The 23,868-nt window shown below is 55.4% G+C and carries 23 protein-coding genes; 10 read left to right on the top strand and 13 right to left on the bottom strand.

Annotation, left to right across the window (positions count from 1 at the left end; all coding sequences use genetic code 11):
- The 4 genes from hutU to hutI all read right to left on the bottom strand — a co-directional run bounded on the left by hutU (window position 1) and on the right by hutI (window position 4,814).
- Window positions 1-1,686: a urocanate hydratase gene (gene hutU, locus J4650_RS21160; RefSeq protein WP_001115209.1), complete on the bottom strand. Its 1,686-nt coding sequence runs from the start codon at window positions 1,684-1,686 to the stop codon at window positions 1-3.
- A gap of 196 nt (window positions 1,687-1,882) precedes the next feature.
- Window positions 1,883-2,608, bottom strand: a complete 726-nt coding sequence (locus J4650_RS21155; protein WP_000287413.1) for a histidine utilization repressor — start codon at window positions 2,606-2,608, stop codon at window positions 1,883-1,885.
- A gap of 44 nt (window positions 2,609-2,652) precedes the next feature.
- The gene (gene hutG, locus J4650_RS21150; protein ID WP_000195688.1) at window positions 2,653-3,594 is read right to left on the bottom strand and encodes a formimidoylglutamase; all 942 of its coding nucleotides are present in this window, start codon (window positions 3,592-3,594) and stop codon (window positions 2,653-2,655) included.
- Window positions 3,591-4,814, bottom strand: a complete 1,224-nt coding sequence (hutI, locus tag J4650_RS21145; protein ID WP_023994038.1) for an imidazolonepropionase — start codon at window positions 4,812-4,814, stop codon at window positions 3,591-3,593. The genes hutG and hutI overlap by 4 nt, the downstream gene beginning before the upstream one ends.
- Window positions 4,815-5,051: 237 nt before the next feature.
- On the opposite strand from hutI, the gene J4650_RS21140 reads away from it, so the two are divergent.
- A complete protein-coding gene (locus J4650_RS21140; RefSeq protein WP_001094766.1) occupies window positions 5,052-6,335 on the top strand; it encodes a putative acyl-CoA thioester hydrolase in 1,284 nt (427 codons plus the stop codon).
- A 143-nt stretch (window positions 6,336-6,478) separates the two neighbouring features.
- On the opposite strand, the gene pgl is transcribed toward J4650_RS21140, so the two are convergent.
- Complete coding sequence (gene pgl, locus J4650_RS21135) at window positions 6,479-7,474, bottom strand: 6-phosphogluconolactonase (protein WP_023994039.1); 996 nt, start codon at window positions 7,472-7,474, stop codon at window positions 6,479-6,481.
- A gap of 163 nt (window positions 7,475-7,637) precedes the next feature.
- On the opposite strand from pgl, the gene J4650_RS21130 reads away from it, so the two are divergent.
- A complete protein-coding gene (locus J4650_RS21130; protein WP_023994040.1) occupies window positions 7,638-8,456 on the top strand; it encodes a pyridoxal phosphatase in 819 nt (272 codons plus the stop codon).
- Here J4650_RS21130 and modC read toward each other — a convergent pair whose 3' ends face one another.
- From modC to J4650_RS21110, 4 genes are all read right to left on the bottom strand, one after another.
- Window positions 8,457-9,515 carry a molybdenum ABC transporter ATP-binding protein ModC gene (gene modC, locus J4650_RS21125; RefSeq protein WP_000891711.1) on the bottom strand — a complete coding sequence of 353 codons (1,059 nt, stop codon included), beginning with the start codon at window positions 9,513-9,515 and terminating at the stop codon, window positions 8,457-8,459.
- A 2-nt stretch (window positions 9,516-9,517) separates the two neighbouring features.
- Entirely contained in the window at window positions 9,518-10,207 is a 690-nt protein-coding gene (modB, locus tag J4650_RS21120) for a molybdate ABC transporter permease subunit (RefSeq protein ID WP_000604026.1), read from the bottom strand.
- The gene (gene modA, locus J4650_RS21115) at window positions 10,207-10,980 is read right to left on the bottom strand and encodes a molybdate ABC transporter substrate-binding protein (protein WP_000951416.1); all 774 of its coding nucleotides are present in this window, start codon (window positions 10,978-10,980) and stop codon (window positions 10,207-10,209) included. The genes modB and modA overlap by 1 nt, the downstream gene beginning before the upstream one ends.
- Window positions 10,981-11,146: 166 nt before the next feature.
- Window positions 11,147-11,296 carry an AcrZ family multidrug efflux pump-associated protein gene (locus J4650_RS21110; RefSeq protein WP_023994041.1) on the bottom strand — a complete coding sequence of 50 codons (150 nt, stop codon included), beginning with the start codon at window positions 11,294-11,296 and terminating at the stop codon, window positions 11,147-11,149.
- 128 nt (window positions 11,297-11,424) lie between these two features.
- Between J4650_RS21110 and modE the strand changes: the two genes are divergently transcribed.
- From modE to gpmA, 8 genes are all read left to right on the top strand, one after another.
- Window positions 11,425-12,213 (top strand): molybdenum-dependent transcriptional regulator, encoded by a 789-nt coding sequence (gene modE / locus J4650_RS21105; protein ID WP_001147418.1) that lies wholly within the window; start codon window positions 11,425-11,427, stop codon window positions 12,211-12,213.
- 67 nt (window positions 12,214-12,280) lie between these two features.
- Window positions 12,281-13,756 carry a molybdate ABC transporter ATP-binding protein ModF gene (modF, locus tag J4650_RS21100; protein WP_023994042.1) on the top strand — a complete coding sequence of 492 codons (1,476 nt, stop codon included), beginning with the start codon at window positions 12,281-12,283 and terminating at the stop codon, window positions 13,754-13,756.
- A gap of 170 nt (window positions 13,757-13,926) precedes the next feature.
- The gene (locus J4650_RS21095; RefSeq protein WP_023994043.1) at window positions 13,927-14,835 is read left to right on the top strand and encodes a DUF2167 domain-containing protein; all 909 of its coding nucleotides are present in this window, start codon (window positions 13,927-13,929) and stop codon (window positions 14,833-14,835) included.
- A 222-nt stretch (window positions 14,836-15,057) separates the two neighbouring features.
- A complete protein-coding gene (gene galE, locus J4650_RS21090; RefSeq protein ID WP_001265465.1) occupies window positions 15,058-16,074 on the top strand; it encodes a UDP-glucose 4-epimerase GalE in 1,017 nt (338 codons plus the stop codon).
- A gap of 10 nt (window positions 16,075-16,084) precedes the next feature.
- Entirely contained in the window at window positions 16,085-17,131 is a 1,047-nt protein-coding gene (gene galT / locus J4650_RS21085) for a galactose-1-phosphate uridylyltransferase (RefSeq protein ID WP_000187471.1), read from the top strand.
- A 2-nt stretch (window positions 17,132-17,133) separates the two neighbouring features.
- Entirely contained in the window at window positions 17,134-18,282 is a 1,149-nt protein-coding gene (galK, locus tag J4650_RS21080; protein WP_023195255.1) for a galactokinase, read from the top strand.
- Window positions 18,276-19,316, top strand: coding sequence for a galactose-1-epimerase (gene galM, locus J4650_RS21075; protein WP_000931428.1), 1,041 nt, complete (start codon window positions 18,276-18,278; stop codon window positions 19,314-19,316). The genes galK and galM overlap by 7 nt, the downstream gene beginning before the upstream one ends.
- Before the next feature lie 223 nt (window positions 19,317-19,539).
- A complete protein-coding gene (gene gpmA / locus J4650_RS21070; RefSeq protein ID WP_000301554.1) occupies window positions 19,540-20,292 on the top strand; it encodes a 2,3-diphosphoglycerate-dependent phosphoglycerate mutase in 753 nt (250 codons plus the stop codon).
- A gap of 90 nt (window positions 20,293-20,382) precedes the next feature.
- On the opposite strand, the gene J4650_RS21065 is transcribed toward gpmA, so the two are convergent.
- The 4 genes from J4650_RS21065 to J4650_RS21050 form a co-directional block, all read right to left on the bottom strand.
- Window positions 20,383-21,159 (bottom strand): ABC transporter ATP-binding protein, encoded by a 777-nt coding sequence (locus tag J4650_RS21065; RefSeq protein WP_023994044.1) that lies wholly within the window; start codon window positions 21,157-21,159, stop codon window positions 20,383-20,385.
- Complete coding sequence (locus J4650_RS21060) at window positions 21,159-22,238, bottom strand: iron ABC transporter permease (RefSeq protein ID WP_023244999.1); 1,080 nt, start codon at window positions 22,236-22,238, stop codon at window positions 21,159-21,161. Before J4650_RS21060 ends, J4650_RS21065 begins: the two co-directional genes overlap by 1 nt.
- 379 nt (window positions 22,239-22,617) lie before the next feature.
- Complete coding sequence (locus J4650_RS21055; RefSeq protein WP_023994045.1) at window positions 22,618-23,316, bottom strand: triphosphoribosyl-dephospho-CoA synthase; 699 nt, start codon at window positions 23,314-23,316, stop codon at window positions 22,618-22,620.
- Between the two features lie 118 nt (window positions 23,317-23,434).
- Window positions 23,435-23,868 (bottom strand): sodium ion-translocating decarboxylase subunit beta (locus J4650_RS21050; RefSeq protein WP_047620681.1); only part of this gene is annotated, 434 nt, incomplete at its 5' end.

The raw sequence follows: 23,868 nt of genomic DNA, 5'->3' as shown, positions 1-23,868 counted from the left end.
TCAGCCTTTCCCCTGCGTCGCCGCAACCATCGGTAAATTCAGACCTTGCTCAACAGCGCATTCCACCGCGAGATCATATCCGGCATCGGCATGGCGCATGACGCCCGTCGCCGGATCGTTGTGTAACACGCGGCGAATACGCGCGGCGGCCTCGTCAGTGCCATCACAGACAATCACCATACCGGCGTGTTGCGAAAAACCCATCCCCACTCCGCCGCCATGATGGAGCGATACCCATGTCGCCCCGCTGGCGGTATTCAGCAACGCATTTAACAGCGGCCAGTCGGAAACCGCGTCGGAACCGTCGCGCATCGCTTCGGTTTCACGGTTAGGGCTGGCGACAGAGCCGGAATCCAGGTGATCGCGGCCAATCACAATGGGCGCGGATACCTCGCCGCAACGCACCATTTCGTTGAACGCCAGCCCCAGTTTTTGCCGCCACTCCAGGCCTACCCAGCAGATACGCGCCGGTAGCCCCTGAAAATGAATGCGCTCACGCGCCATATCCAGCCAGTGATGCAGATGTTTATCCTCAGCCACTATCTCTTTGACTTTGGCATCGGTTTTATAGATATCCTGCGGATCGCCGGACAGCGCCACCCAGCGAAACGGCCCGATGCCACGACAGAACAGCGGACGAATATAGGCTGGCACAAATCCCGGAAAATCAAAGGCGTTTTCCACCCCCATCTCTTTCGCCATCTGACGAATATTGTTGCCATAGTCAAAGGTCGGCACGCCCATTTTACTGAACGCCAGCATCGCCCGAACATGCGCCGCCATGGAACGTTTCGCTGCCTGCATCGTCCCGTGGGGATCGGATTGCGCGTTTTTCTGATACTCCTCCCAGCGCCAGCCGGAGGGTAAATAGCCATGTAGCGGATCGTGGGCGCTGGTCTGATCGGTCACCAGGTCCGGGCGCACGCCGCGATTAACCAGTTCCGGCAGGATATCCGCCGCGTTCGCGCACAGGGCGACGGACACGGCTTTCCCCTCGCGGGTGTAGCGCGTAATGCGGGCCAGCGCGTCATCCAGCGTGGCGGCCTGCTCATCCACGTAGCGAGTACGCAGACGAAAATCGATACGGCTTTGCTGGCATTCAATCGTCAGCGAACACGCTCCGGCCAGCGTCGCGGCTAGCGGTTGCGCGCCGCCCATGCCGCCCAGCCCGGCAGTCAGCACCCAGCGTCCCGCCAGCGTGCCGTTATAGTGCTGACGCCCCGCCTCGACAAAGGTTTCGTATGTTCCCTGCACGATTCCCTGGCTGCCGATATAGATCCAGCTTCCGGCCGTCATCTGACCGTACATCGCCAGCCCTTTCGCATCCAGTTCGTTAAAATGTTCCCATGTCGCCCAGTGGGGAACCAGGTTGGAGTTGGCGATTAATACCCGCGGCGCGTTGTCGTGCGTTTTAAATACGCCGACCGGTTTGCCAGACTGAATAAGCAACGTTTCGTCCGCCTCCAGCCGGGTGAGCGCATCAACAATAGCGTCATAGCATTCCCAGTTGCGCGCGGCGCGACCAATCCCGCCGTAGACCACCAGCTCATGCGGATTTTCCGCCACGTCAGGATCGAGATTATTCATTAACATCCGCAGCGGGGCTTCTGTCAGCCAGCTTTTCGCCGTTAATACCGTGCCTCTGGGCGCGCGGATAGTCTGCTGACGATACTTGCTTTCAGGCATAGCAATGACTCCTCATTATTATCGGTCTGCCATCGCCAAATAACGCAAAAACGCTACTATCAGGCACCGCCGCAGACCCACAGATAAGAATCAGACATATACTTGTCTATACAAGTAAGCACAAGAATAGAATTAACAAAAATGATACAATTTTGTTATATTGTGTCAGCAATCACGTTTTCCGGCAGCGGCCCGCTCAGGAGATAAATCGTCCCTGTAGCCGGTAGCGCGACCCGGGGAAAAGTAAGCGGGCGTGAGAAACAATCCGCGACGCGGACCAGGTCGTACGCCGAATGAGCAGACAGGGCTCATGCTCTTTGATAGTTAACCACGCGCACTCTTGCGCCGTGGCGCGCACCGCCTCCACAATATGTTCCCCTTCCGTTAGCGGCGCGATCCGCGACAAATAAGCGTGCGGCGTGGTCTGACGGTAATCCTGCGTCAGGTAATCCACGGCAATATCCGCATTCACGCAGCGATCTTCAATTTGTACCGGCAGATCGTTTTCATAATGCACCATGATGGAATGGAAAATGACATCGCTCTCATTGACGTTGAGAGCGCTGGCCTGGATGGCGTTTGCCCGCACGCGCTCCAGCGTGAGCACCTCACAACGATGCTGATGACGGCGGGCGGCAATCTCCTCGGCGATACTGCGGACTTCAAACAGCGCGGACTGGCCTTTCGGTTCGGCGACAAACGTCCCCACGCCCTGTAAACGCACCAGCCACCCTTCATCCGTCAACTCACGCAGCGCCCGGTTGATGGTCATTCGGCTAAAGCCATACTGGGCGACCAGTTCTGCTTCCGACGGAATGCGATCGTGCGGCTGCCAGACGCCGCCGGCTATTTTTTTACAGATGTCCTGTTTCACCGTTTCGTAAAAAGGCGCAGGCGCAGAACGGGAGCGGGATGAATACATGCGTGAAGCCTTCCTTATGCGGAGAGTGTTTTCTGGATGACAGATTAACGCCACCAGTGCGCGATTTGCCAGCCAAGCCGCGCCGCCACGCGCGCCGCTGCGCCATCTTCATCAAAGCGTGGATTAAATTCAACCAGATCCGCCGCCTGTAATTTTCCGCTGCGGCAAACCGGCTCAATTAAACGCAGAACCTGTATCAGCGGCACGCCCAGCGCTGCGGGAGCGGAGACGGCCGGCATTTCCCAGACAGGCAATACGTCGAGATCGATAGTCAGATAAATTTTATCCACCTTGTCGATAAACTGCGCCATCTGCGCCAGCGCGTCATGGCAGTCAAGATCCTCTACCACGGTAACATTCCGCCACTGCGCTTCCCGCCACAACGCCTGCGTATTCGCCGCACGGCTCACACCGAAACAGGCATAATGAAACGCGCGGCTCTGCGCGTCGCATAGCTGCGCCAGTTGACGAAACGGCGTCCCGGATGTTGCCCGGTCGGTCTGACGGAGATCCAGATGCGCATCAAGATTAATGATCCCTACGCTTTCCTGCGCAAACGCGTCCAGCACCCCCGCGCCGTGTCCAAACGCGGTTTCATGCCCACCGCCCAGTACCAGCGTGCGCATCCCGGCCCGCAGACAGCGGCTTACCGCATCGCGCAAGGCCTGCTGCGCGCCTTCCAGATCGGGCGTCGGCGCAACCCAATTGCCTAAATCCACCAGCCGTTCATGTCCCTGGTGGCTGGCCATATTCGCCAGCGCTTTACGCAACGCGTCCGGGCCGCCTGCCGCGCCGGGACGACCTGCATTGCGTTTTACCCCCTCGTCGCAGGCAAATCCCATTAACGCGATCTTTTGCTGCCAGTTTTCGGGGGAAAAGGTCTCGCTGCGCGTGACGGTCTGAAACAGACGCCGCGCATCCGGCGCTTCTATACTGTCATCGCGCCCCTGCCAGAGCGCCGGAGAAGCCGGATACCATTGCGTCATGAGATTTGTCCTCTGTATACCCGCTGATATAAAGGGTTACGCCCCGGCTCATACACAATCTCTACCGGCTGTTCAGCATCCCACACCACAAAATCCGCCCGGTAGCCGGCCCTGATCTGCCCATGCGTCGCCTGTCTTCCCAGCGCGCGAGCGGCATGGCGCGTAACGCCCGCCCATGCCTCTTCCGGCGTCAGACCAAACTGTACGCAGGCCATATTCATCGCCAGATGCAAACTGCAAAACGGGCTGGTGCCGGGATTGAAATCGCTGGCGACGGCGACAGGCACCTGATAGCGGCGCAGCAGTTCCACCGGCGGGCGCTGCGTCTCGCGCAGAAAATAAAACGCGCCGGGCAATAATACGCCGACAGTACCGCCGTCACGCATCGCCGCGACGCCCGCTTCATCAAGATATTCGATATGATCCGCCGATAAACCCTGATAACGGCTCAACAACTGCGCGCCGCCCAACAGCGAAAGCTGCTCAACATGGCCTTTAACGGGAATACCTAACGCCTTCGCCGTCTGCAATACACGCTCACTCTGCGCCACATTAAAGCCGACGCTCTCGCAAAAGAGGTCTACCGCATCAAATAACCCTTTTTGCCAGAGCTGCGGAATCATCGTCTCGCAGACCAGAGTGATGTAGCCGTCCGGGTCGTCACGATACTCCGCTGGCGTAGCATGAGCGGCAAGTAGCGTGGGGCTAATGTCGATAGCGTTTTCGGCGGCAAGTTTTGCAGCGACGCGTAACAGCTTTTCTTCTGTCGCCAGCTCCAAACCATAGCCGGATTTAATCTCCAGCAGCGTAACGCCTTCGCTGGCAAGGCGCATCATGCGTTCGCGCGCCAGCAGGTAGAGCGTCTCCTCCGCACAGGCGCGGGTTGCTGATACCGTCGCGTTAATGCCGCCGCCCTGATCGCTAATATGCTGGTATGACGCGCCGTTAAGCCGCTGCTCCCACTCTGCGGCGCGGTTACCGGCAAACACCAGATGCGTGTGGCAATCGATAAGTCCCGGGGTTACCAGTCGTCCCTGCATATCATGGATATTGTCCCCGCTGACAGGAAGCTGCGTCTCTGGCACGATATCGCAAATATGCCCTTCGCGTACAATCAGCGCCTGGTTATCCACCAGCCCGTACGGGGCTTGCCGCTGCGGGTCCATTGTCGCCAGCCTGATGTTTCGCCAGACAGTATCGCCCGGTAAAAGTTGCCGCATTCCTGTCGCTCTCTTGCCTGTCATGAGTTGTATAGACATTTATTTTCTTTCTGCTCCGGATTGTCAACTCAAAGCGCGAAAGTTGTTGCTTAATTGTGATAAAACTATCTGATGCTACAGGTGTTTCCAGCCTGAAAAGGAACTTTTTACCTTTTCGCCTTCCCGTTTCGTTCAACTTAGTATAAAAAAGCAGGCTTCAATGGATGTCATTTAACTTTTTCAAGCCCGGAGCAACCTGTGAATACATTATCGGTTTCCCGTCTGGCGCTGGCACTGGCTTTTGGCGTGACGCTGAGCGCCTGTAGCTCTACGCCACCCGATCAGATCCCTTCCGATCAAACCGCGCCTGGCACCGCCTCGCGCCCAATTCTGTCGGCAAATGAAGCGAAAAACTTCGTTGCGGCGCGCTATTTTGCCTCCCTGACGCCGAATACCGCCCCGTGGTCGCCGTCGCCGATTACCCTGCCCGCACAGCCTGACTTTGTGGTGGGGCCGGCAGGTGCGCCAGGCGTTACGCACACCTCAATTCAGGCCGCGGTCGATGCGGCAATGGTTAAACGCACGAACAAACGTCAGTACATTGCTATTATGCCGGGCGACTATCAGGGGACCGTGTATGTTCCCGCCGCGCCGGGAAGTCTGACCCTGTACGGGACCGGTGAAAAACCGATCGATGTGAAAATTGGGATGGCGATTGATGGTGAAATGAGTGTCGCTGACTGGCGCCGCGCGGTGAATCCCGGCGGGAAATATATGCCTGGTAAACCCGCCTGGTATATGTTCGATAACTGCCAAAGCAAACACGCCGCGACGATCGGTGTGATGTGTTCTGCCGCGTTCTGGTCGCAGAATAACGGTCTGCAGCTACAAAATCTGACCATCGAGAACACGCTGGGCGACAGCGTCGATGCCGGAAACCATCCGGCGGTGGCGCTGCGTACCGATGGCGACAAAGTCCAGATTAACAAGGTCAATATCCTTGGCCGCCAGAACACCTTCTTTGTGACCAACAGCGGCGTGCAGAACCGTCTGCAAACCGATCGTCAGCCGCGTACGCTGGTGACGAACAGCTATATTGAAGGCGATGTGGATATGGTTTCCGGACGCGGCGCCGTGGTGTTCGATAACACCAACTTCCAGGTCGTCAACTCCCGCACACAGCAGGAAGCCTACGTTTTCGCCCCGGCGACGCTGTCCAATATTTACTATGGCTTTTTGGCGATCAACAGCCGCTTTAACGCCTCCGGCGATGGCGTTGCGCAGCTTGGCCGCTCGCTGGATGTCGACGCCAACACCAACGGTCAGGTCGTGATCCGCGACAGCGTGATTAACGAGGGCTTCAACGTTGCCAAACCGTGGGCCGACGCGGTCATCTCGAAACGTCCGTTTGCTGGAAATACGGGAACCGTGGATGACAAAGACGAGGTGCAGCGTAATCTGAACGACACTAACTACAACCGCATGTGGGAATACAACAACCGCGGTGTAGGCAGTAAAGTAGTGGCGGAACCTAAGCAGTAATCGCCGTTCCGGTTCAGGCTTATAAACGGGCCGCCGCAGCAGATGTGGCGGCCCGTGGTTTTACTGCAAGCGATGTTTATTGAAATTAATCAGGCATCCCGCCTTGATGAGCTCCAGCCCGCCGCCCTCCGGCACACAGCGCTTTAGTACGCGTTCACCACAACCCACATTGGCCCCTGGCCGACGGCATAACGGCCTTTTTCCGTCAGCAACCCCTGAGTGCCCGTAATTTCATAGACCGCGATATGATGTGATTTTTGACCCGCTGCAATCAGGTATTTTCCGCTATTGTCGATATTAAAGCCGCGCGGTTGGGCTTCCGTCGGCTGGAAGCCTTCAACGCTCAGTACGCTGCCGTCTTCGGAGACACTAAAGACGGTAATCAGACTGGCGGTGCGGTCACAGGCATACAGATGCCGTCCATCCGGCGTAATATGAATATCCGCCGCCCAGCGGGTATCGGAAAAATCGGCGGGCATCATATCCAGCGTTTGCACGCACTCTATCTCGCCATGCGGATTTTTAAGCTGCCAGACATCCACCGAACTGTTCAGTTCATTGACGCAATACGCATATTGTCGATTCGGGTGGAAGACCATATGACGCGGGCCTGCCCCTTCAACCGTATTTACTTCCGCCGGCTCCTGGGCCACCAGATGGCCGTCATCGCTTAGCGTAAACAGACAAATGCGATCCTGTTTTAGCGCAGGCACCCACAGAGTACGGTTATCAGGCGTAATATTTGCCGAGTGGCAGCCGTCCAGCCCCACCACCACATCCACCAGCTCAACCGGCAGGCCATCCTGTAAGCGCGTCACGCTGACATTACCGGCGTTATACGATCCGACAAAGACAAAACGACCATGATGATCGGTAGAAATATGGGTCGGGCTACCCGGCAGGGCGGATTCGGCGGCAAACGTCAGCGCGCCATCATCCGGCGCAATACGATACGCCAGGACACGAAACTCCGGGCGCACGCCGACATAGAGGTAGCGTTTATCCGGACTGACCACCATCGGCTGAACCTGACCGGGCACATCCACGACCTGCACCAGCGTCAGCGTCCCTTCGTGGTTCAGGCTCCAGACGTGAATTTGCTGACTCTCAGGGCTGGCGGTATAGACTGTTTGTTTCATGAATACTCCTTTGCATATGGCATGTAGCTGCAATAACAGGACACAGCTTAACGTAGTCGCTTTTGACGGCGAATGCTGAATTCAGACGCAGAATTTTGTCTGCTTACCGTCCCGGTGTACCATGCCGACAGACGGAATTATTACTCTTAATCTGGAAAAAATTATGACTGCACGCGTGATTGCCCTCGATTTAGACGGAACGTTATTAACCCCGCATAAAACCTTACTCCCCTCCTCGCTTGACGCGCTATCACGCGCCAAAGAGGCGGGCTTTCAACTTATCATTGTCACGGGTCGCCATCACGTTGCTATTCATCCTTTTTATCAGGCGCTGGCGCTGGAAACACCTGCTATTTGCTGCAACGGCACCTATTTGTATGATTATCAAGCTAAAACTGTCCTGGATGCCGATCCTATGCCCGTGGATAAGGCGTTGCAGTTGATTGATTTACTGGATGAGCATCAGATTCACGGCCTGATGTATGTTGATGACGCTATGCTTTACGAACACCCAACCGGTCACGTCGTGCGTACCTCCCGGTGGGCGCAGACCTTGCCTCCGGAGCAACGTCCGACCTTTGCACAGGTCTCTTCGTTGGCGCAGGCGGCGCGCGACGTGAATGCCGTGTGGAAGTTTGCGCTTACCGATGAAGATATTCCCAGGCTACAGCGGTTCGGTCAGCATATTGAACAGGCGCTTGGCCTGGAGTGCGAATGGTCATGGCACGATCAGGTGGATATCGCGCGCAAAGGCAACAGTAAAGGCAAGCGCCTTACCCAGTGGATAGAAGCGCAGGGAGGGTCAATGAAAAATGTGATCGCTTTCGGCGATAACTACAACGACATCAGTATGCTGGAGGCGGCAGGCACCGGCGTTGCGATGGGCAACGCCGATGAGGCGGTGAAAGCGCGCGCTGACGTTGTGATCGGCGATAACACTACCGATAGCATCGCCAAATTTATTTACACCCACCTGCTATAGTCAGGCGGTGATAGAAACGCTTTTCACCTGCGCGTAAAGCCACAGGCCAGGCTTGATACTCAGCTCATCCCTGGCCCACGGGCTTATTCGCGCCCACAGCGTTCTGCCGCCTATCTCAAGCTGGACTTCCACCTGCCCGTTATCGTCATAGCAATTCGCCACTTTTGCCCGCAATACGTTGCGGATACTGGTCTGCTGCGGCGGCTGTAGTACCAGCGAGACATCCGACGCCTGTATACGAATACGCAGTGTGGATTGCAGCGGCTGATTGAGTTTATTTACCCACAGGTGCTGGTCGCCAAGCGCCAAAGCGGTCATGGCATAATGCGGGTGATGCTCCAGCACGCTGACTTTCAGAATACTGCTCTGTTGCTCTTTCGGCAGCCACGGGTGCATAACGCTGCTTCCCCAGACCTCCTCCAGCGGGCCAAACGCTTTAACCTGTCCATCCTCCAGCACCATGACTTTATCCGCCAGGTGGAGAATTTCATCGAGAGAATGGCTGACATACAGCATGGGAATATTGATTTCCCGCGCCAGCCGTTGCAGGTACGGCAGTAATTCGCGTTTACGCGGGATATCCAGCGAGGCCAACGGTTCGTCCAACAGCAGCAACTCCGGGGCGGTGAGCAATGCCCGGCCTATCGCTACGCGCTGTTTTTCTCCGCCGGACAAGCTCCCCGGCAGGCGATCAAGCAACGCTTCAATTCCCAGCAGCGACACCAGCTTATCAAACTGACCGGTCATGCTTTTCGCCATGCCGTAGCGCAAATTGCCGCGTACTTTGTAATGGGGGAACAGGCGCGCATCCTGGAAAACATAACCGATGCGGCGCTTTTCCGGCGTTAAACAGATACCGTTTTCCGCGTCATGCAACACCCGGCCATTCAGCGCGATGCGTCCTTTTTGCGGGCGAGTCAAACCGCTGATGGCATTAATCAGCGAGGTTTTTCCCGCGCCGGAGACGCCAAAGATAGCCGTGATCCCACTGGCTGGCAGCGTTTCGTTGAGGGTTAAACAGTGCGTTCCCAGCGTCTGGGAAAAATTAAGCTCCAGCATGGTTAGCGCCCCGTCCGTTCACGGCTAATCCGCGCCAGCCATTCAGAAATCAACAGCGAAATCAGCGCTAATACAATCGAAATCACGCACAGCCTCGCCGCCGCGCTCTCCCCGCCCGGCGTCTGGATCAAGGTATACATGGCGGAAGGTATGGTGCGGGTTTCGCCCGGAATATTAGAAACAAAGGTAATGGTCGCGCCAAATTCGCCAAGCGAACGGGCAAACGCCAGCACCGTACCGACAATAATGCCCGGCAGGGTAAGCGGTAAGGTGATAGTCAGAAAAACGCGCCAGCGCCCGGCGCCCAGCGTTCTGGCGGCCTGTTCAAGCTTGATATCCACCCCCTCCAGCGCCAGCCGAATGGCCCGCACCATCAGCGGGAAGGACATCACCGCCGCCGCCAGCACGGCGCCGCGCCAGCTAAAGGCAAACGTGAGACCGAACCAGTCATACAGCCACTGGCCAATAAACCCGCGTCGCCCCATCGACACCAGCAGCAGATAGCCGACCACCACCGGCGGCAGCACCAGCGGCAGATGCAGGACGCTATCAAGTAAGGCTTTGCCCGGAAACCGGCATCGTACCAGTAACCAGGCAAAAAAGATCCCAAACGGCAGGCTAAACAGCACGGCCAGGGAAGACACTTTCAGGCTAAGAAGGACAGCCTGCCATTCTGGATCGGTCAGTATCATTACTTCGTCGTAAATCCATAACGTTTAAAGATTGCCGAGGCCTGCGGTCCTTTCAGGTAATCATAGAACGCGCTGACGGTCGCATTTTTATGCCCCTCCACGATAGCGATGGGGTATTCCACTTTTTTATGTGAATCTTCCGGGAACGTCGCCACCACGTTGACCCCCTTGCTGGCAACCGCATCAGAACCGTATACAATGCCCAAAGGCGCTTCGTTACGTTCGACCAGCGCCAACGCGCCGCGCACATCCTCGCCCGGCGCCAGTTTCGGTTCAAGCGTTTGCCATGCGCCCAGCTTTTGCAGCGCTTCTTTGGCATAAATTCCCGCCGGTACGTGTTGCGGATCGCCCACTGCCAGACGCCCGCCGTTCAACAGACGAATCCAGTCCGTTTTGTTGTCGATGGTAAACGGTTTCTGCTCGCTGGCTTTCGGCGCTACCACCACCAGGCTATTGCCAAGCAATGTTTCGCGCGTCGTGGTATCCACCGCTTTTTTATCGGCTGCATAATCCATCCATTTCTGATCAGCAGAGATGAACAGGTCCGCCGGCGCGCCCGCTTCTATCTGGCGCGCCAGCGTTGAAGAGGAGGCGAATGAGGAGACCACATCCACATTTTTCTCTTTTTTATATTCTGCCGCAATGTCTTGCATCGCGTTCGTTAGCGACGCGGCGGCAAATACGGTGATCTTGCCTTCATCCGCCAGCGCATGACCAGCGATGACGAAAGATAATGTCGCCCCTGCGACCAGGCGTAACCAGGAATGCGCCATCTGTAACTCCTTGTGCGTTTCGTTATGTAAACGACAATATAACGATAATCTCAGGGGTTTCCCAGCGGTTATTCATACCCATTAACGATTAAACACAGAAAATATCGGCAGGAAAAGCAGGATCTTGAGTAACAAAAACGCCCGACTGAGCGGGCGTTTGGGGAAATCAGCGGTTCTGTCTGGACTGGTCTTTCTGACCGATACCGGAAAAAATGTTGAACGCCTCACCCAGACCGTAAATCAGACCGAGGATGATGGCCATCACTACCGGTACCATGATGACGGCGAATACCAGACTTTTTAATAACTCTAACATGGGCAACTCCAGATATAGTCCTTTTTGTATTTTAACCGCATCACACAGAAAAGCACTCCCCTTTTGTGCGGTCGGCTTTGCGCTGACGCGCTTTTCAGTCACAATAGTCTTTTTACCAGGAGCTGGTTATGCAGGCCGAAATCCTTCTTACCCTGAAACTTCAGCAAAAGCTTTTTGCCGATCCCCGACGTATCTCTCTGCTGAAACACATTGCGCTTTCCGGCTCGATTAGTCAGGGCGCGAAAGACGCGGGAATCAGCTATAAGAGCGCCTGGGATGCGATAAACGACATGAACCAGCTTAGCGAACATATGCTGGTTGAACGCGCAACGGGCGGCAAAGGCGGCGGCGGCGCGGTATTAACCCGCTATGGCCAGCGTCTGATCCAGCTTTACGATTTGCTGGGCCAAATTCAGCAAAAAGCGTTCGATGTGTTAAGCGACGATGACGCCCTGCCGCTTGACAGTCTGCTGGCCGCTATCTCCCGCTTTTCACTGCAAACCAGCGCCCGAAATCAGTGGTTCGGCACCATTACCGCCCGCGATCGCGATCAGGTGCAACAGCATGTCGACGTGCTGCTGGCCGACGGCAAAACGCGGCTCAAAGTCGCGCTGACGGCGCAAAGCGGCGAGCGTCTCGGCCTGGAGGAAGGTAAAGAAGTGCTGATCCTGCTAAAAGCGCCGTGGGTTGGCATTACCCGGGATGCAGCCGTTGCGCGCGCCGCTGACAATCAGTTGTCGGGAACGATCAGCCATATCGAGCGCGGCGCGGAACAGTGTGAAGTATTGATGGCGCTGCCGGACGGCCAGACGCTGTGCGCCACGATACCGACTTCAGATGCCGCCACGTTAAAGGAAGGCGATGACGTGATTGCCTGGTTTAATGCGGACAGAGTGATTATTGCAACGTTGTGTTAAGCACATTGACATCCGTTGCCGAAAGACGTATCCCTGTCATTCATCGCTGCAAAAAATGGGATGCAAAATGTCATCGTTGCAAATTTCGCAAGGCACGTTTCGTCTGAGCGATACAAAAACACTTCATCTGGATTCGCTGACGCTCAATGCGGGCGATAGCTGGGCATTCGTTGGGGCTAACGGGAGCGGGAAGTCGGCGCTCGCCCGCGCGCTGGCGGGTGAACTGCCATTATTAACAGGCGAGCGCCAGTGTCAGTTTACCCGCATTACTCGTCTGTCCTTTGAACAATTGCAAAAGCTGGTCAGCGATGAGTGGCAACGTAATAACACCGATATGCTCAGTCCTGGCGAAGACGATACCGGGCGCACTACCGCGGAAATTATTCAGGATGAAGTTCACCATCCTGCCCGCTGTGCGATGCTGGCGCAGCAGTTCGGCATTTCCGCTTTACTCAACAGGCGTTTTAAATACCTTTCTACCGGCGAGACGCGAAAAGCGCTGCTGTGTCAGGCGCTGATGTCTGAGCCGGAGTTATTGATCCTTGATGAACCGTTCGACGGACTTGACGTGACCGCCCGTCAACAACTGGCGCAACGCCTGACGGCGTTGAACCAGGCGGGTATGACCCTGGCGCTGGTACTCAACCGTTTTGATGAGATCCCGGACTTCGTGCAGTTTGCCGGCGTGCTTGCCGACTGTACGCTGGCGGAGACCGGAACGACGACAGAGTTACTGCAACGGGCGTTGGTCGCTCAACTCGCGCACAGCGAGCGTCTGACCGACGTACAATTACCCGAACCGGACGAACCTTCCGCCCGCCATGCGTTACCCGATGGCGAACCACGGATCGTACTTAACGATGGCGTAGTCTCGTATAACGATCGCCCTATCCTCCACCACCTAAGCTGGCGAGTCAATCCGGGCGAACACTGGCAGATCGTCGGTCCTAACGGGGCGGGTAAGTCTACGCTGCTTAGCCTTATTACTGGCGATCATCCGCAAGGCTACAGCAACGATCTCACGCTGTTCGGGCGGCGGCGAGGAAGCGGCGAAACAATCTGGGATATCAAAAAACATATCGGCTACGTCAGCAGCAGTTTACATCTGGATTACCGCGTCAGTACCACGGTGCGCAATGTCATTCTCTCCGGCTATTTCGATTCTATCGGCATTTACCAGGCCGTTTCAGACAGGCAACGAAAACTGGCGCAACAGTGGCTGGATATTCTGGGAATCGATAAGCGTACGGCAGATGCCCCCTTCCACAGTCTCTCCTGGGGACAGCAGCGGCTGGCGCTGATCGTGCGCGCGCTGGTTAAGCATCCGACAGTGTTGATTCTGGATGAGCCGCTGCAAGGGTTGGACCCGCTGAACCGCCAACTGGTACGCCGTTTTGTAGATGTATTAATTCGCCAGGGAGAGACCCAACTGCTGTTCGTTTCCCATCATGCAGAGGATGCGCCTGCCTGTATTACCCACCGGCTGGAATTTGTACCAGATGGCGAACGTTATAAGTACGTTTCCGGACGATGCAATAATTAAATGTATTATCAGAATGGCGCCGCGCGCCATTCTGGAACCACTCTCCTTTTATTAAGAATAATAATAACGGTCGATAAGCTTACTATCTCTTGAATCGCTGACCGCCTCATTGTCATAATAATCCTGAAATTTTCGACAATGATGTCGTATGTGAATATAAGGGATTCATTATGGCTTTTCGTTTTCCACAAATAATACTATTTTTACTGGCAGCTATTTTATTTTGCCCCAGCAGTTATGCTGAGCAAAAGCCGACCGCTGCGCAGGAAGCGCGTAAAACCGCCGTTGAGGTCGCTGTTGAAGGCATGAGTCGCGCCGCCGTTGCGGGTCCGACAAAGATTAGTTTAGGTGATAAAGCCACGCTTAATCTGCCGGAAGGATTTACCTGGATACCCGCAAAAGAAGCGGCGGTATTTATGCGTGAAATTGGTAACTATGTTGACGATGAATATTTTTACGGCCTCGTATTTAAAAAGGAAATGAATGGATTTATTTCTATCGAATATGATGATTCTGGTTATGTAAAAGATGATGATGCAAAAAACTGGGATGCCGATGAATTAATGGATAACCTGCGCAAAGGCACAAAAGAAGCGAATAAAGATCGTATTGCAAAAGGCATTGAGCCGATAGAAATTATTGGCTGGATCGAGAAGCCTACCTACGATGCAACCAATCATCGTCTGATCTGGTCCGCCGCCATCCAGGATATCGGCACCAACGAACCACTGAATGAACAAGGCGTGAACTACAACACCTATCTGCTGGGACGTGAAGGCTATTTTTCTTTAAATCTGGTGACCGACAGAGGTTCTGTTGACCATGAAATCCCTCTGGCGAAAAGAATTCTCAGTTCCGTCAAGTTCAACGCTGGACAACGCTACGCTGACTTCAACGAATCAACGGACAAAATAGCGGAGTATGGGCTCGCCGCGCTGATTGGCGGTATCGCGGCCAAGAAAGTAGGACTGCTTGCTATGCTCGGTATCGCGTTGCTTAAATTCTGGAAAGTGACCGCCATCGGCATCGTCGCTGTCGGGGCGCTCGCCAGGAAGCTACTCTCGCGTAAAAAAGACTGACAGCTCCTGCCCCGTCCGTTTCATTCCCAGGCGCGTAACGCGCCTTTTTTTCGGATAAAAAGCAGAAGCATTCTCAAGCCAGAAGATTTGTAATCATTTAATTGATATAAATGCGTAAAATCACCAGTGTGTAAACGATTCCACTAATTTATTACATGTCACACTTTTCGCATCTTTGTTATGCTATGGTTATTCCATACCATAGGCTTAACGGAGCGAATTATGAGAGTATTGGTTACAGGTGGTAGCGGTTACATTGGAAGTCATACCTGCGTACAATTGCTGCAAAATGGTCATGACGTCGTCATCCTCGATAACCTCTGCAACAGCAAGCGCAGCGTGCTGCCCGTGATTGAACGTCTGGGCGGTAAGCACCCGACCTTTGTCGAAGGCGATATTCGCAACGAAGCGCTTATAACCGAAATTCTGCACGATCACGCGATTGATACCGTGATTCACTTTGCCGGCCTGAAAGCCGTCGGCGAATCGGTCGCCAGGCCGCTGGAGTACTATGACAACAACGTCAACGGTACGCTACGGTTGGTCAGCGCCATGCGTGCGGCCAACGTTAAAAACCTTATTTTTAGCTCCTCCGCCACCGTTTATGGCGATCAGCCCAAAATTCCTTACGTCGAAAGTTTTCCTACCGGCACGCCGCAAAGCCCCTACGGCAAAAGTAAATTGATGGTAGAACAGATCCTCACCGATCTGCAAAAAGCCCAGCCGGAGTGGAGTATTGCGCTGCTGCGTTATTTCAATCCGGTCGGCGCGCACCCGTCGGGCGACATGGGAGAAGATCCGCAAGGTATTCCGAATAACCTGATGCCCTATATCGCCCAGGTCGCCGTGGGTCGTCGCGAATCGCTCGCCGTTTTCGGCAACGATTACCCGACCGAGGATGGCACCGGCGTACGCGATTACATTCACGTTATGGACTTAGCCGACGGGCACGTCGTGGCGATGGAAAAACTGGCGGACAAATCCGGCGTACATATTTATAACCTCGGCGCGGGTGTCGGCAGTAGCGTCCTGGATGTGGTCAACGCCTTTAGTAAAGCCTGCGGTAAACCCATTAATTACCACTTCGCGCCGCGCCGCGACGGCGATCTCCCGGCGTATTGGGCGGATGCCAGCAAAGCCGATCGCGAGCTGAACTGGCGCGTCACCCGCACGCTTGACGAAATGGCGCAGGACACCTGGCACTGGCAGTCACGCCATCCGCAGGGATACCCAGATTAAGGACGTTGTTATGACCCCATTTAATCCCATCGATCATCCGCATCGCCGTTATAACCCGCTTACCGGCCAGTGGGTTCTGGTTTCGCCGCATCGCGCAAAACGCCCCTGGCAGGGGGCGCAGGAAACGCCGTCTCAGCAAATGCTGCCGGCCCACGATCCGGACTGCTTCTTGTGTGCGGGCAATACGCGTGTCACCGGCGATAAAAATCCCGATTACAAAGGGACTTACGTCTTTACTAACGATTTCGCGGCGCTGATGGCCGATACGCCGGATGCGCCGGACAGCCACGATCCGCTGATGCGCTGTCAGAGCGCGCGCGGCACCAGCCGCGTGATCTGCTTTTCTCCCGATCACAGTAAAACGCTGCCGGAGTTGAGCCTGCCCGCGCTGACGGAAATCGTCAGAACCTGGCAGACGCAGACCGCCGAGTTAGGCAAAACCTATCCGTGGGTGCAGGTCTTTGAAAATAAAGGCGCGGCGATGGGCTGTTCGAACCCGCATCCGCATGGGCAGGTCTGGGCCAACAGCTTTCTGCCGAATGAGGCCGAACGCGAAGATCGTTTACAAAAAGCCTATTTCGCCGAGCAGCGCTCGCCAATGCTGGTGGATTATGTCCAGCGGGAACTGGCGGACGGCAGCCGCACCGTGGTCGAAACCGAACACTGGCTGGCGGTGGTGCCTTACTGGGCGGCGTGGCCGTTCGAAACGCTCCTGTTACCCAAAACGCATGTCCTGCGCATTACCGATTTAAACGACGAGCAGCGCGACTCTCTGGCGCTGGCGTTGAAAAAGCTGACCAGTCGTTATGACAACCTGTTCCAGTGTTCCTTCCCCTACTCAATGGGCTGGCACGGCGCGCCGTTTAACGGTGAAGAAAACGCGCACTGGCAGTTGCACGCGCACTTTTATCCGCCGCTGCTGCGCTCTGCGACCGTCCGTAAATTTATGGTCGGCTATGAAATGCTGGCGGAAACCCAGCGTGATTTAACCGCAGAACAAGCGGCTGAACGCCTGCGCGCGGTCAGCGACATCCATTTTCGCGAATCCGGAGTATAAAAATGAATCTGAAAGAGAAAACGCGCGCGCTGTTTGCTGAAATTTTCAGCTACCCTGCCACCCACACGATTCAGGCGCCAGGCCGCGTCAACCTGATCGGCGAGCATACTGATTACAATGATGGTTTCGTTCTGCCCTGCGCTATCGATTACCAGACCGTAATTAGCTGTGCGCCGCGCGACGATCGTACCGTACGGGTGATTGCCGCCGATTACGACAATCAGGCGGACGAATTTTCACTGGATGCGCCGATCGTGACCCACGATAGCCAGCAGTGGTCTAACTATGTGCGCGGCGTAGTGAAACACCTGCAGCAGCGTAACAACGCGTTTGGCGGCGTGGATATGGTCATCAGCGGCAATGTGCCGCAGGGCGCCGGGTTAAGCTCCTCCGCCTCGCTGGAAGTGGCGGTGGGCACCGTCTTCCAGCAGCTTTATCACCTGCCGCTGGACGGCGCGCAAATTGCGCTCAACGGACAAGAGGCCGAGAACCAGTTTGTCGGCTGTAACTGCGGCATTATGGATCAGCTCATCTCTGCGCTCGGCAAAAAAGATCATGCGTTGCTGATTGATTGCCGTACGCTCGGCGCCAAAGCGGTTTCCATGCCGAAAGGTGTCGCCGTGGTGATCATCAACAGTAACTTTAAGCGCACGCTGGTAGGCAGCGAGTATAATACCCGTCGTGAACAGTGCGAAACCGGCGCCCGTTTCTTCCAGCAGCCGGCCCTGCGCGATGTCAGCCTTGAGGCGTTCAATGCCGTCGCCAGCGAACTGGACCCGGTAGTCGCAAAACGCGTTCGCCATGTATTGAGCGAAAATGCGCGCACCGTTGAAGCGGCAAGCGCGCTGGAGAAAGGTGATTTGCAACGTATGGGCCAACTGATGGCGGAGTCCCATGCCTCAATGCGCGATGATTTCGAAATTACCGTCCCGCAGATAGACACGCTGGTAGACATCGTCAAAGCGACCATCGGCGATCAAGGCGGCGTGCGCATGACCGGCGGCGGCTTCGGCGGGTGTGTTGTCGCGCTGATCCCGGAAGATCTGGTTCCCGCTGTGCAGCAGGCCGTTGCGCAACAGTACGAAGCGAAAACCGGAATCAAAGAAACCTTTTATGTATGCAAACCGTCACAAGGAGCAGGACAGTGCTAAATGAAACGCCCGCACTGGCCCCCGATGGTCAACCGTACCGCCTGCTAACCCTGCGCAACAGCGCAGGGATGGTGGTAACGCTGATGGACTGGGGAGCCACTCTTCTTTCCGCCCGTATTCCGCTGTCTGACGGCAGCGTTCGGGAAGCATTGCTGGGCTGCGCCAGCCCGGAACACTACCCTGAACAGACGTCGTTCCTCGGCGCCTCTATTGGCCGTTACGCGAACCGTATCGCCAATAGCCGTTATACGTTTGCCGGCGAAACCGTACAGTTAAGCCCAAGCCAGGGCGAGAACCAGCTACACGGCGGACCGGAAGGCTTTGACAAGCGCCGCTGGCAAATTGTGAACCAGAACGATCGCCAGGTATTATTCGCGCTCACCTCTGATGACGGCGACCAGGGCTTTCCTGGCCATCTTTGCGCCACGGCGCAATATCGTCTGACCGATGACAATAGAATCTCCATCACCTACCGGGCGACGGTCGATAAACCCTGTCCGGTGAATTTGACCAACCACGTCTATTTTAATCTGGACGGCGATCGGACCGACGTGCGCCAGCATAAGCTGCAAATTCTGGCGGATGAGTATCTGCCGGTAGATGAATCCGGTATTCCACGCCAGGGGCTAAAATCGGTAGCCAATACCTCGTTTGACTTCCGGATGCCAAAAGTCATTGCCAGTGAATTTCTCGCCGATGACGATCAGCGCAAGGTTAAAGGCTACGATCATGCTTTCCTGCTACAGACGCAGGGTGATGGCAAAAAGCCGGCGGCCCGTCTGTGGTCACAGGATGGAAAGCTACAAATGATGGTTTACACCACCGCCCCGGCGTTACAGTTTTATTCCGGCAATTATCTGGCGGGTACACCTTCCCGCGGGCCGGAACCTTATGCCGACTGGCAAGGGCTGGCGCTGGAAAGCGAACTACTGCCGGACAGTCCGAATCATCCTGAATGGCCGCAGCCTGACTGTATCCTTCGCCCTGGCGAGGAGTACGCCAGCCTGACCGAGTATCAGTTTATTCCGTTCTAACGATATGCCGCTACATGCCCGATGACGCAAGCTTATCGGGCCTACGCGCCATTGCCCTGCTCAAACCTCCACCACTTAAAGACAAAATCGCAACTCTGAGTTCACAAGAACCTTACACTGCGCCACTATTTTCGCTATGGTTATGCGTAAGCATTGCCGCCAACACCTCGCGGCAATATAATGAGAATTATTATCATTACATATGATTTATAGGAGTGAGAGTATGGCTGTAACTAAGCTGGTTCTGGTACGTCACGGTGAAAGTCAATGGAACAAAGAGAACCGTTTCACCGGCTGGTATGATGTTGACCTGTCTGAAAAAGGCGTAAGCGAAGCAAAAGCAGCGGGTAAACTGCTAAAAGAAGAAGGTTTCAGCTTTGATTTTGCCTACACTTCCGTACTGAAACGCGCTATCCATACGCTGTGGAACGTACTGGATGAACTGGATCAGGCGTGGCTACCGGTGGAAAAATCCTGGAAACTCAATGAACGTCACTATGGCGCGTTGCAGGGGCTGAATAAAGCGGAAACGGCAGAAAAATATGGTGACGAGCAGGTTAAGCAGTGGCGCCGCGGTTTTGCCGTGACGCCGCCGGAACTGACCAAAGATGATGAGCGTTATCCGGGTCACGATCCACGTTATGCCAAACTGAGCGAGAAAGAGCTGCCGTTGACCGAAAGTCTGGCGCTGACCATCGACCGCGTTATTCCTTACTGGAACGACACCATCCTGCCGCGTATGAAGAGCGGTGAGCGCGTGATCATCGCCGCTCACGGTAACTCATTGCGTGCGCTGGTGAAATACCTGGATAACATGAGTGAAGATGAGATTCTTGAGTTAAACATCCCAACCGGCGTGCCGCTGGTGTATGAGTTCGACGAAAACTTCAAGCCGATCAAACATTACTATCTGGGCAACGCTGACGAGATCGCTGCGAAAGCGGCTGCCGTGGCGAATCAGGGTAAAGCGAAGTAATCACCTTTGCCGGATGGCGGTATAACTGCCTTATCCGGCCTACGAGCAATGGGTAGGCCGGATAAGCGCAGCGCCATCAGGCAATATGTCTTAAACAGCGATCACGCCATCCAGCACCACCTGCAGTTTACCCTGCGAACAGCGCTCCACGCGTCCTCGTACCCGGTACACTTCAGCCAGACGCTCCGCAGTAATCACCGTCTCCGGCGCGCCGCTGGCGACCAGCCTGCCGTCTTTTAGCATCAGGACATGGTCACCATGACGCAGTGCAATATTAATGTCATGCGCCACGACTATCGTCACCCTATTTTGCGCTTGGGTATCCCGACGCACGAGATCCATTACGTGAAACTGATAGTTTAAATCCAGCGCACTGAGCGGCTCATCCAGCAACAGAAGTTCAGGGCGACGAATCAGTGATTGCGCCAGACCCACTAACTGCCGCTGACCGCCGGAAAGCTGGTCGAGATACTGCAACGCCAGATGCGTTATGCCCAATTGCTCAAGGATAGCCAGTATCTGCGATCTGCCCTGCGCATTGTCTCTGCCGCCTGATGCCCGTAGTACCACGATAATCGACTCCAGTACATGCAGATGTACACCCTGCGGTAATGACTGCGGCAAAAATACAACTTTCTGCGCCCGCTCGGCAAACGATAACGACATGAGATCTTCGCCATCAAGCAGCGCCTCGCCGTCGACGTTATTCAGCCCGGCCAGCGAACGTAGTAACGTCGATTTACCACAGCCGTTCGGCCCCAGCAAAATGGTAATTTTCCCGCGCGGCAGTAAGGGAACGTTGAGATCTGCAATAACCGGCTGAGTGGAATAGCCGGCGCTAAATGAGCGGAGCATTAACCCGCGCATCAGAGACTCCCCCGATGTCGCAATACAATGCTTAAAAAGAACGGAACCCCGACCAGCGAGGTGACAATCCCCACCGGCACCATGACGCCCGGAATACTATTTTTCGCCGCAATAGAGGCCAGCGATAACACCAGCCCGCCTATCAGCACGCTGCCCGGAAGGTAGAAACGGTGATCTTCCCCCAAAAGTATTCGCGCAATATGCGGCGCAACGAGACCAATAAAACCAATCGGCCCGACGAAAGCTACCGCCAGCGCTGATAACAAGCTGATACGCAACAATGACAGCAGGCGTAAACGGCGGACATGAATCCCAAAGCTCATCGCCCTCTCTTCGCCCAGACGTAATGCCGTGAGTTGCCAGGCGCTTCGTAACGCGCAAAAAAGCACAGCAATAAACACCACGGCCAGTACGCCCAATTTTTCCCACGACGCGCGGACCAGGCTCCCCATCGTCCAGAATACCAGCCCCTGCAGCGTATCTTCATCAGCCACAAACTGCATAATGGCGACCAACGCGTTAAAGGTGAATACCAGCGCAATACCGAACAACACCACTCCGGATGCGGCGACGCCTGTCCAACGGGTAATACCGTCCAGGAGTAACGCGGATAAAAGCGCAAAGATGAACGCATTGGCCGGGATAAACCAGGCGGCAGGAATACCGGGAATACCGATCCCCAACACAATCGCCAGCGCAGCGCCAAAAGCCGCCGCGGACGATACGCCAAGGGTAAACGGCGTCGCCAGCGGATTATTTAAAATGGTTTGCATTTCGGCGCCCGCTAACCCTAACGCCATGCCTACCAGCAGCGCCATCAGGGCATAGGGTAAACGAATATCCCAGACAATAACGTGTATGCCCGCATTCACCTTTTCCGGCTGGAAAAGCGCCTGCCACAGCGCACTGAGCGGTAAACCAGAAGACCCACAGGTTACATCCACCATCAGTGAAGCCATCATCGCCAGCGCAATAGCTAACATGAGCACGGCCCGTTTGCGTATGAGCTGGCGATAGCGCGGAATGACGGGCGTGGAAGCGAGAGCGGGAGCTAAAAGTGATTTGTCCTGACAGGTCATGGTTCGGGCTACGTTATTAATCAGAGGAGAATTATAGCGCCGAATTATTTCGTTATATATTTATTTATATTTCGATTGATGACACGGTGGCCTATCTCACCGGTTTCCAATAAATATCCTCCGGCATAGCCCTGTCTCTTGATCAGATCTCCTGATCAAGAGACAGGGCCTGGCTGGGGGTTTTCCATAGACAAAAAAAGCGTGGAGCCATCCACGCTTGAGGCTGTTGACAAAATGTAACCAGGTGGCAATGTTCCAACCACGGACCTACAAAAAGTACGTAATCTGTTGATATTCTCATTTCGTAAGTCAGGCAAAGCGCTAGCTGCCTCTCGCAGAAATGCCAACACAATAGATAATTGTCAGCAGTCCTCATTTTTCAGTCAGCAAATATCGGTCCGGCAGGGAATTTCGCCAGAAACCCGGTGACGGCCAGCAGCGACCATAGCCCGGGCCACTCAATCTGGCGCTCCCGCAGTTCATCATCCAGCGTCATAAGCGCAAACTCACCTTTATCGCCCAGCACGCCGCCCTGCCAGAGCAGCCGCTGCGCCTGCTGCCGCGCCCAGGGAGAATCGCTCTTCCAGGCCAGCAGGTGCAGCAGAGCCTGCTGCAGGCAGACACCGTGAGAATGTTGATCCCGCAACAGCCGCCGGTAAACCGGCAGCGATATGCTGCACACGGTATAAAAACCGCTGCGGGTTTCGCTGTCAACATCTGCCATGCCAGCACAGAACTGACTGGCCAGGTCACATAAACGATTGTGCGTCAGCGGCTGGTGCAGGGCATCCAGACGACCTGCTGCGGCACACAGCAGCCCGCTCCTTTGCCGTTCTTGTGGCAGCGAATCAGGCAAAACCGCTACCGTTTCAGCCGCCCCGGCCTGCGCATGCTGTACGCCCGCGTCATAACAACGGACAAAGAAATCATGGCTGCCACGGACGATTGACGGATGCGCCAGCAGATTCAGCGCCGGGTGCAGTTGTTCAAGCTCGTCCAGTGACGCCAGCGTGTAATTGACAACCACATCTTTTGTCGACGCCCGGCCTTCCGGACGAAATGCTATGGTTTCATTCATCAAAGTCTCCTTATGGGACATTCCGGGAGACGATGCTGCGCATCTGTTCGGGCTACAGATCCATGCAATTCGGTAGCCCGGACAGGCGCAACGCGCCGCCTCCGGGAAAGGAACAGATTTACATCGCCAGCACGTACTTGAGCATCACGCCCGCCGCAATGGCCGAGCCAATCACCCCGGCCACGTTCGGGCCCATCGCGTGCATCAGCAGGAAGTTCTGCGCGTCTGATTCCAGGCCCACCTTGTTCGATACTCGGGCCGCCATCGGCACCGCCGACACCCCCGCCGAACCGATAAGCGGGTTGATTTTGTTCTTACTGCACAGGTTCAGCAGCTTCGCCATCAGTACCCCGGCCGCCGTCCCGATACCAAACGCAATCACACCCAGCAGCAGAATGCCCAGCGTCTGCGGCTGCAGGAACTTGTCCGCGACCAGCTTCGCGCCCACCGACAGCCCGAGGAAAATGGTCACGATATTAATCAGCCCGTTCTGTACCGTGTCGCTCAGACGCTCCACCACGCCGCTTTCGCGCATCAGATTGCCAAAGCAGA

It is taken from the genome of Salmonella sp. 32120201201600049SM (genome assembly GCF_017572835.1).
Taxonomy (GTDB): domain Bacteria; phylum Pseudomonadota; class Gammaproteobacteria; order Enterobacterales; family Enterobacteriaceae; genus Salmonella; species Salmonella enterica.
Note: the sequence above shows the minus strand (reverse complement) of the source record. Positions and strands in the feature narration are given on the sequence as shown.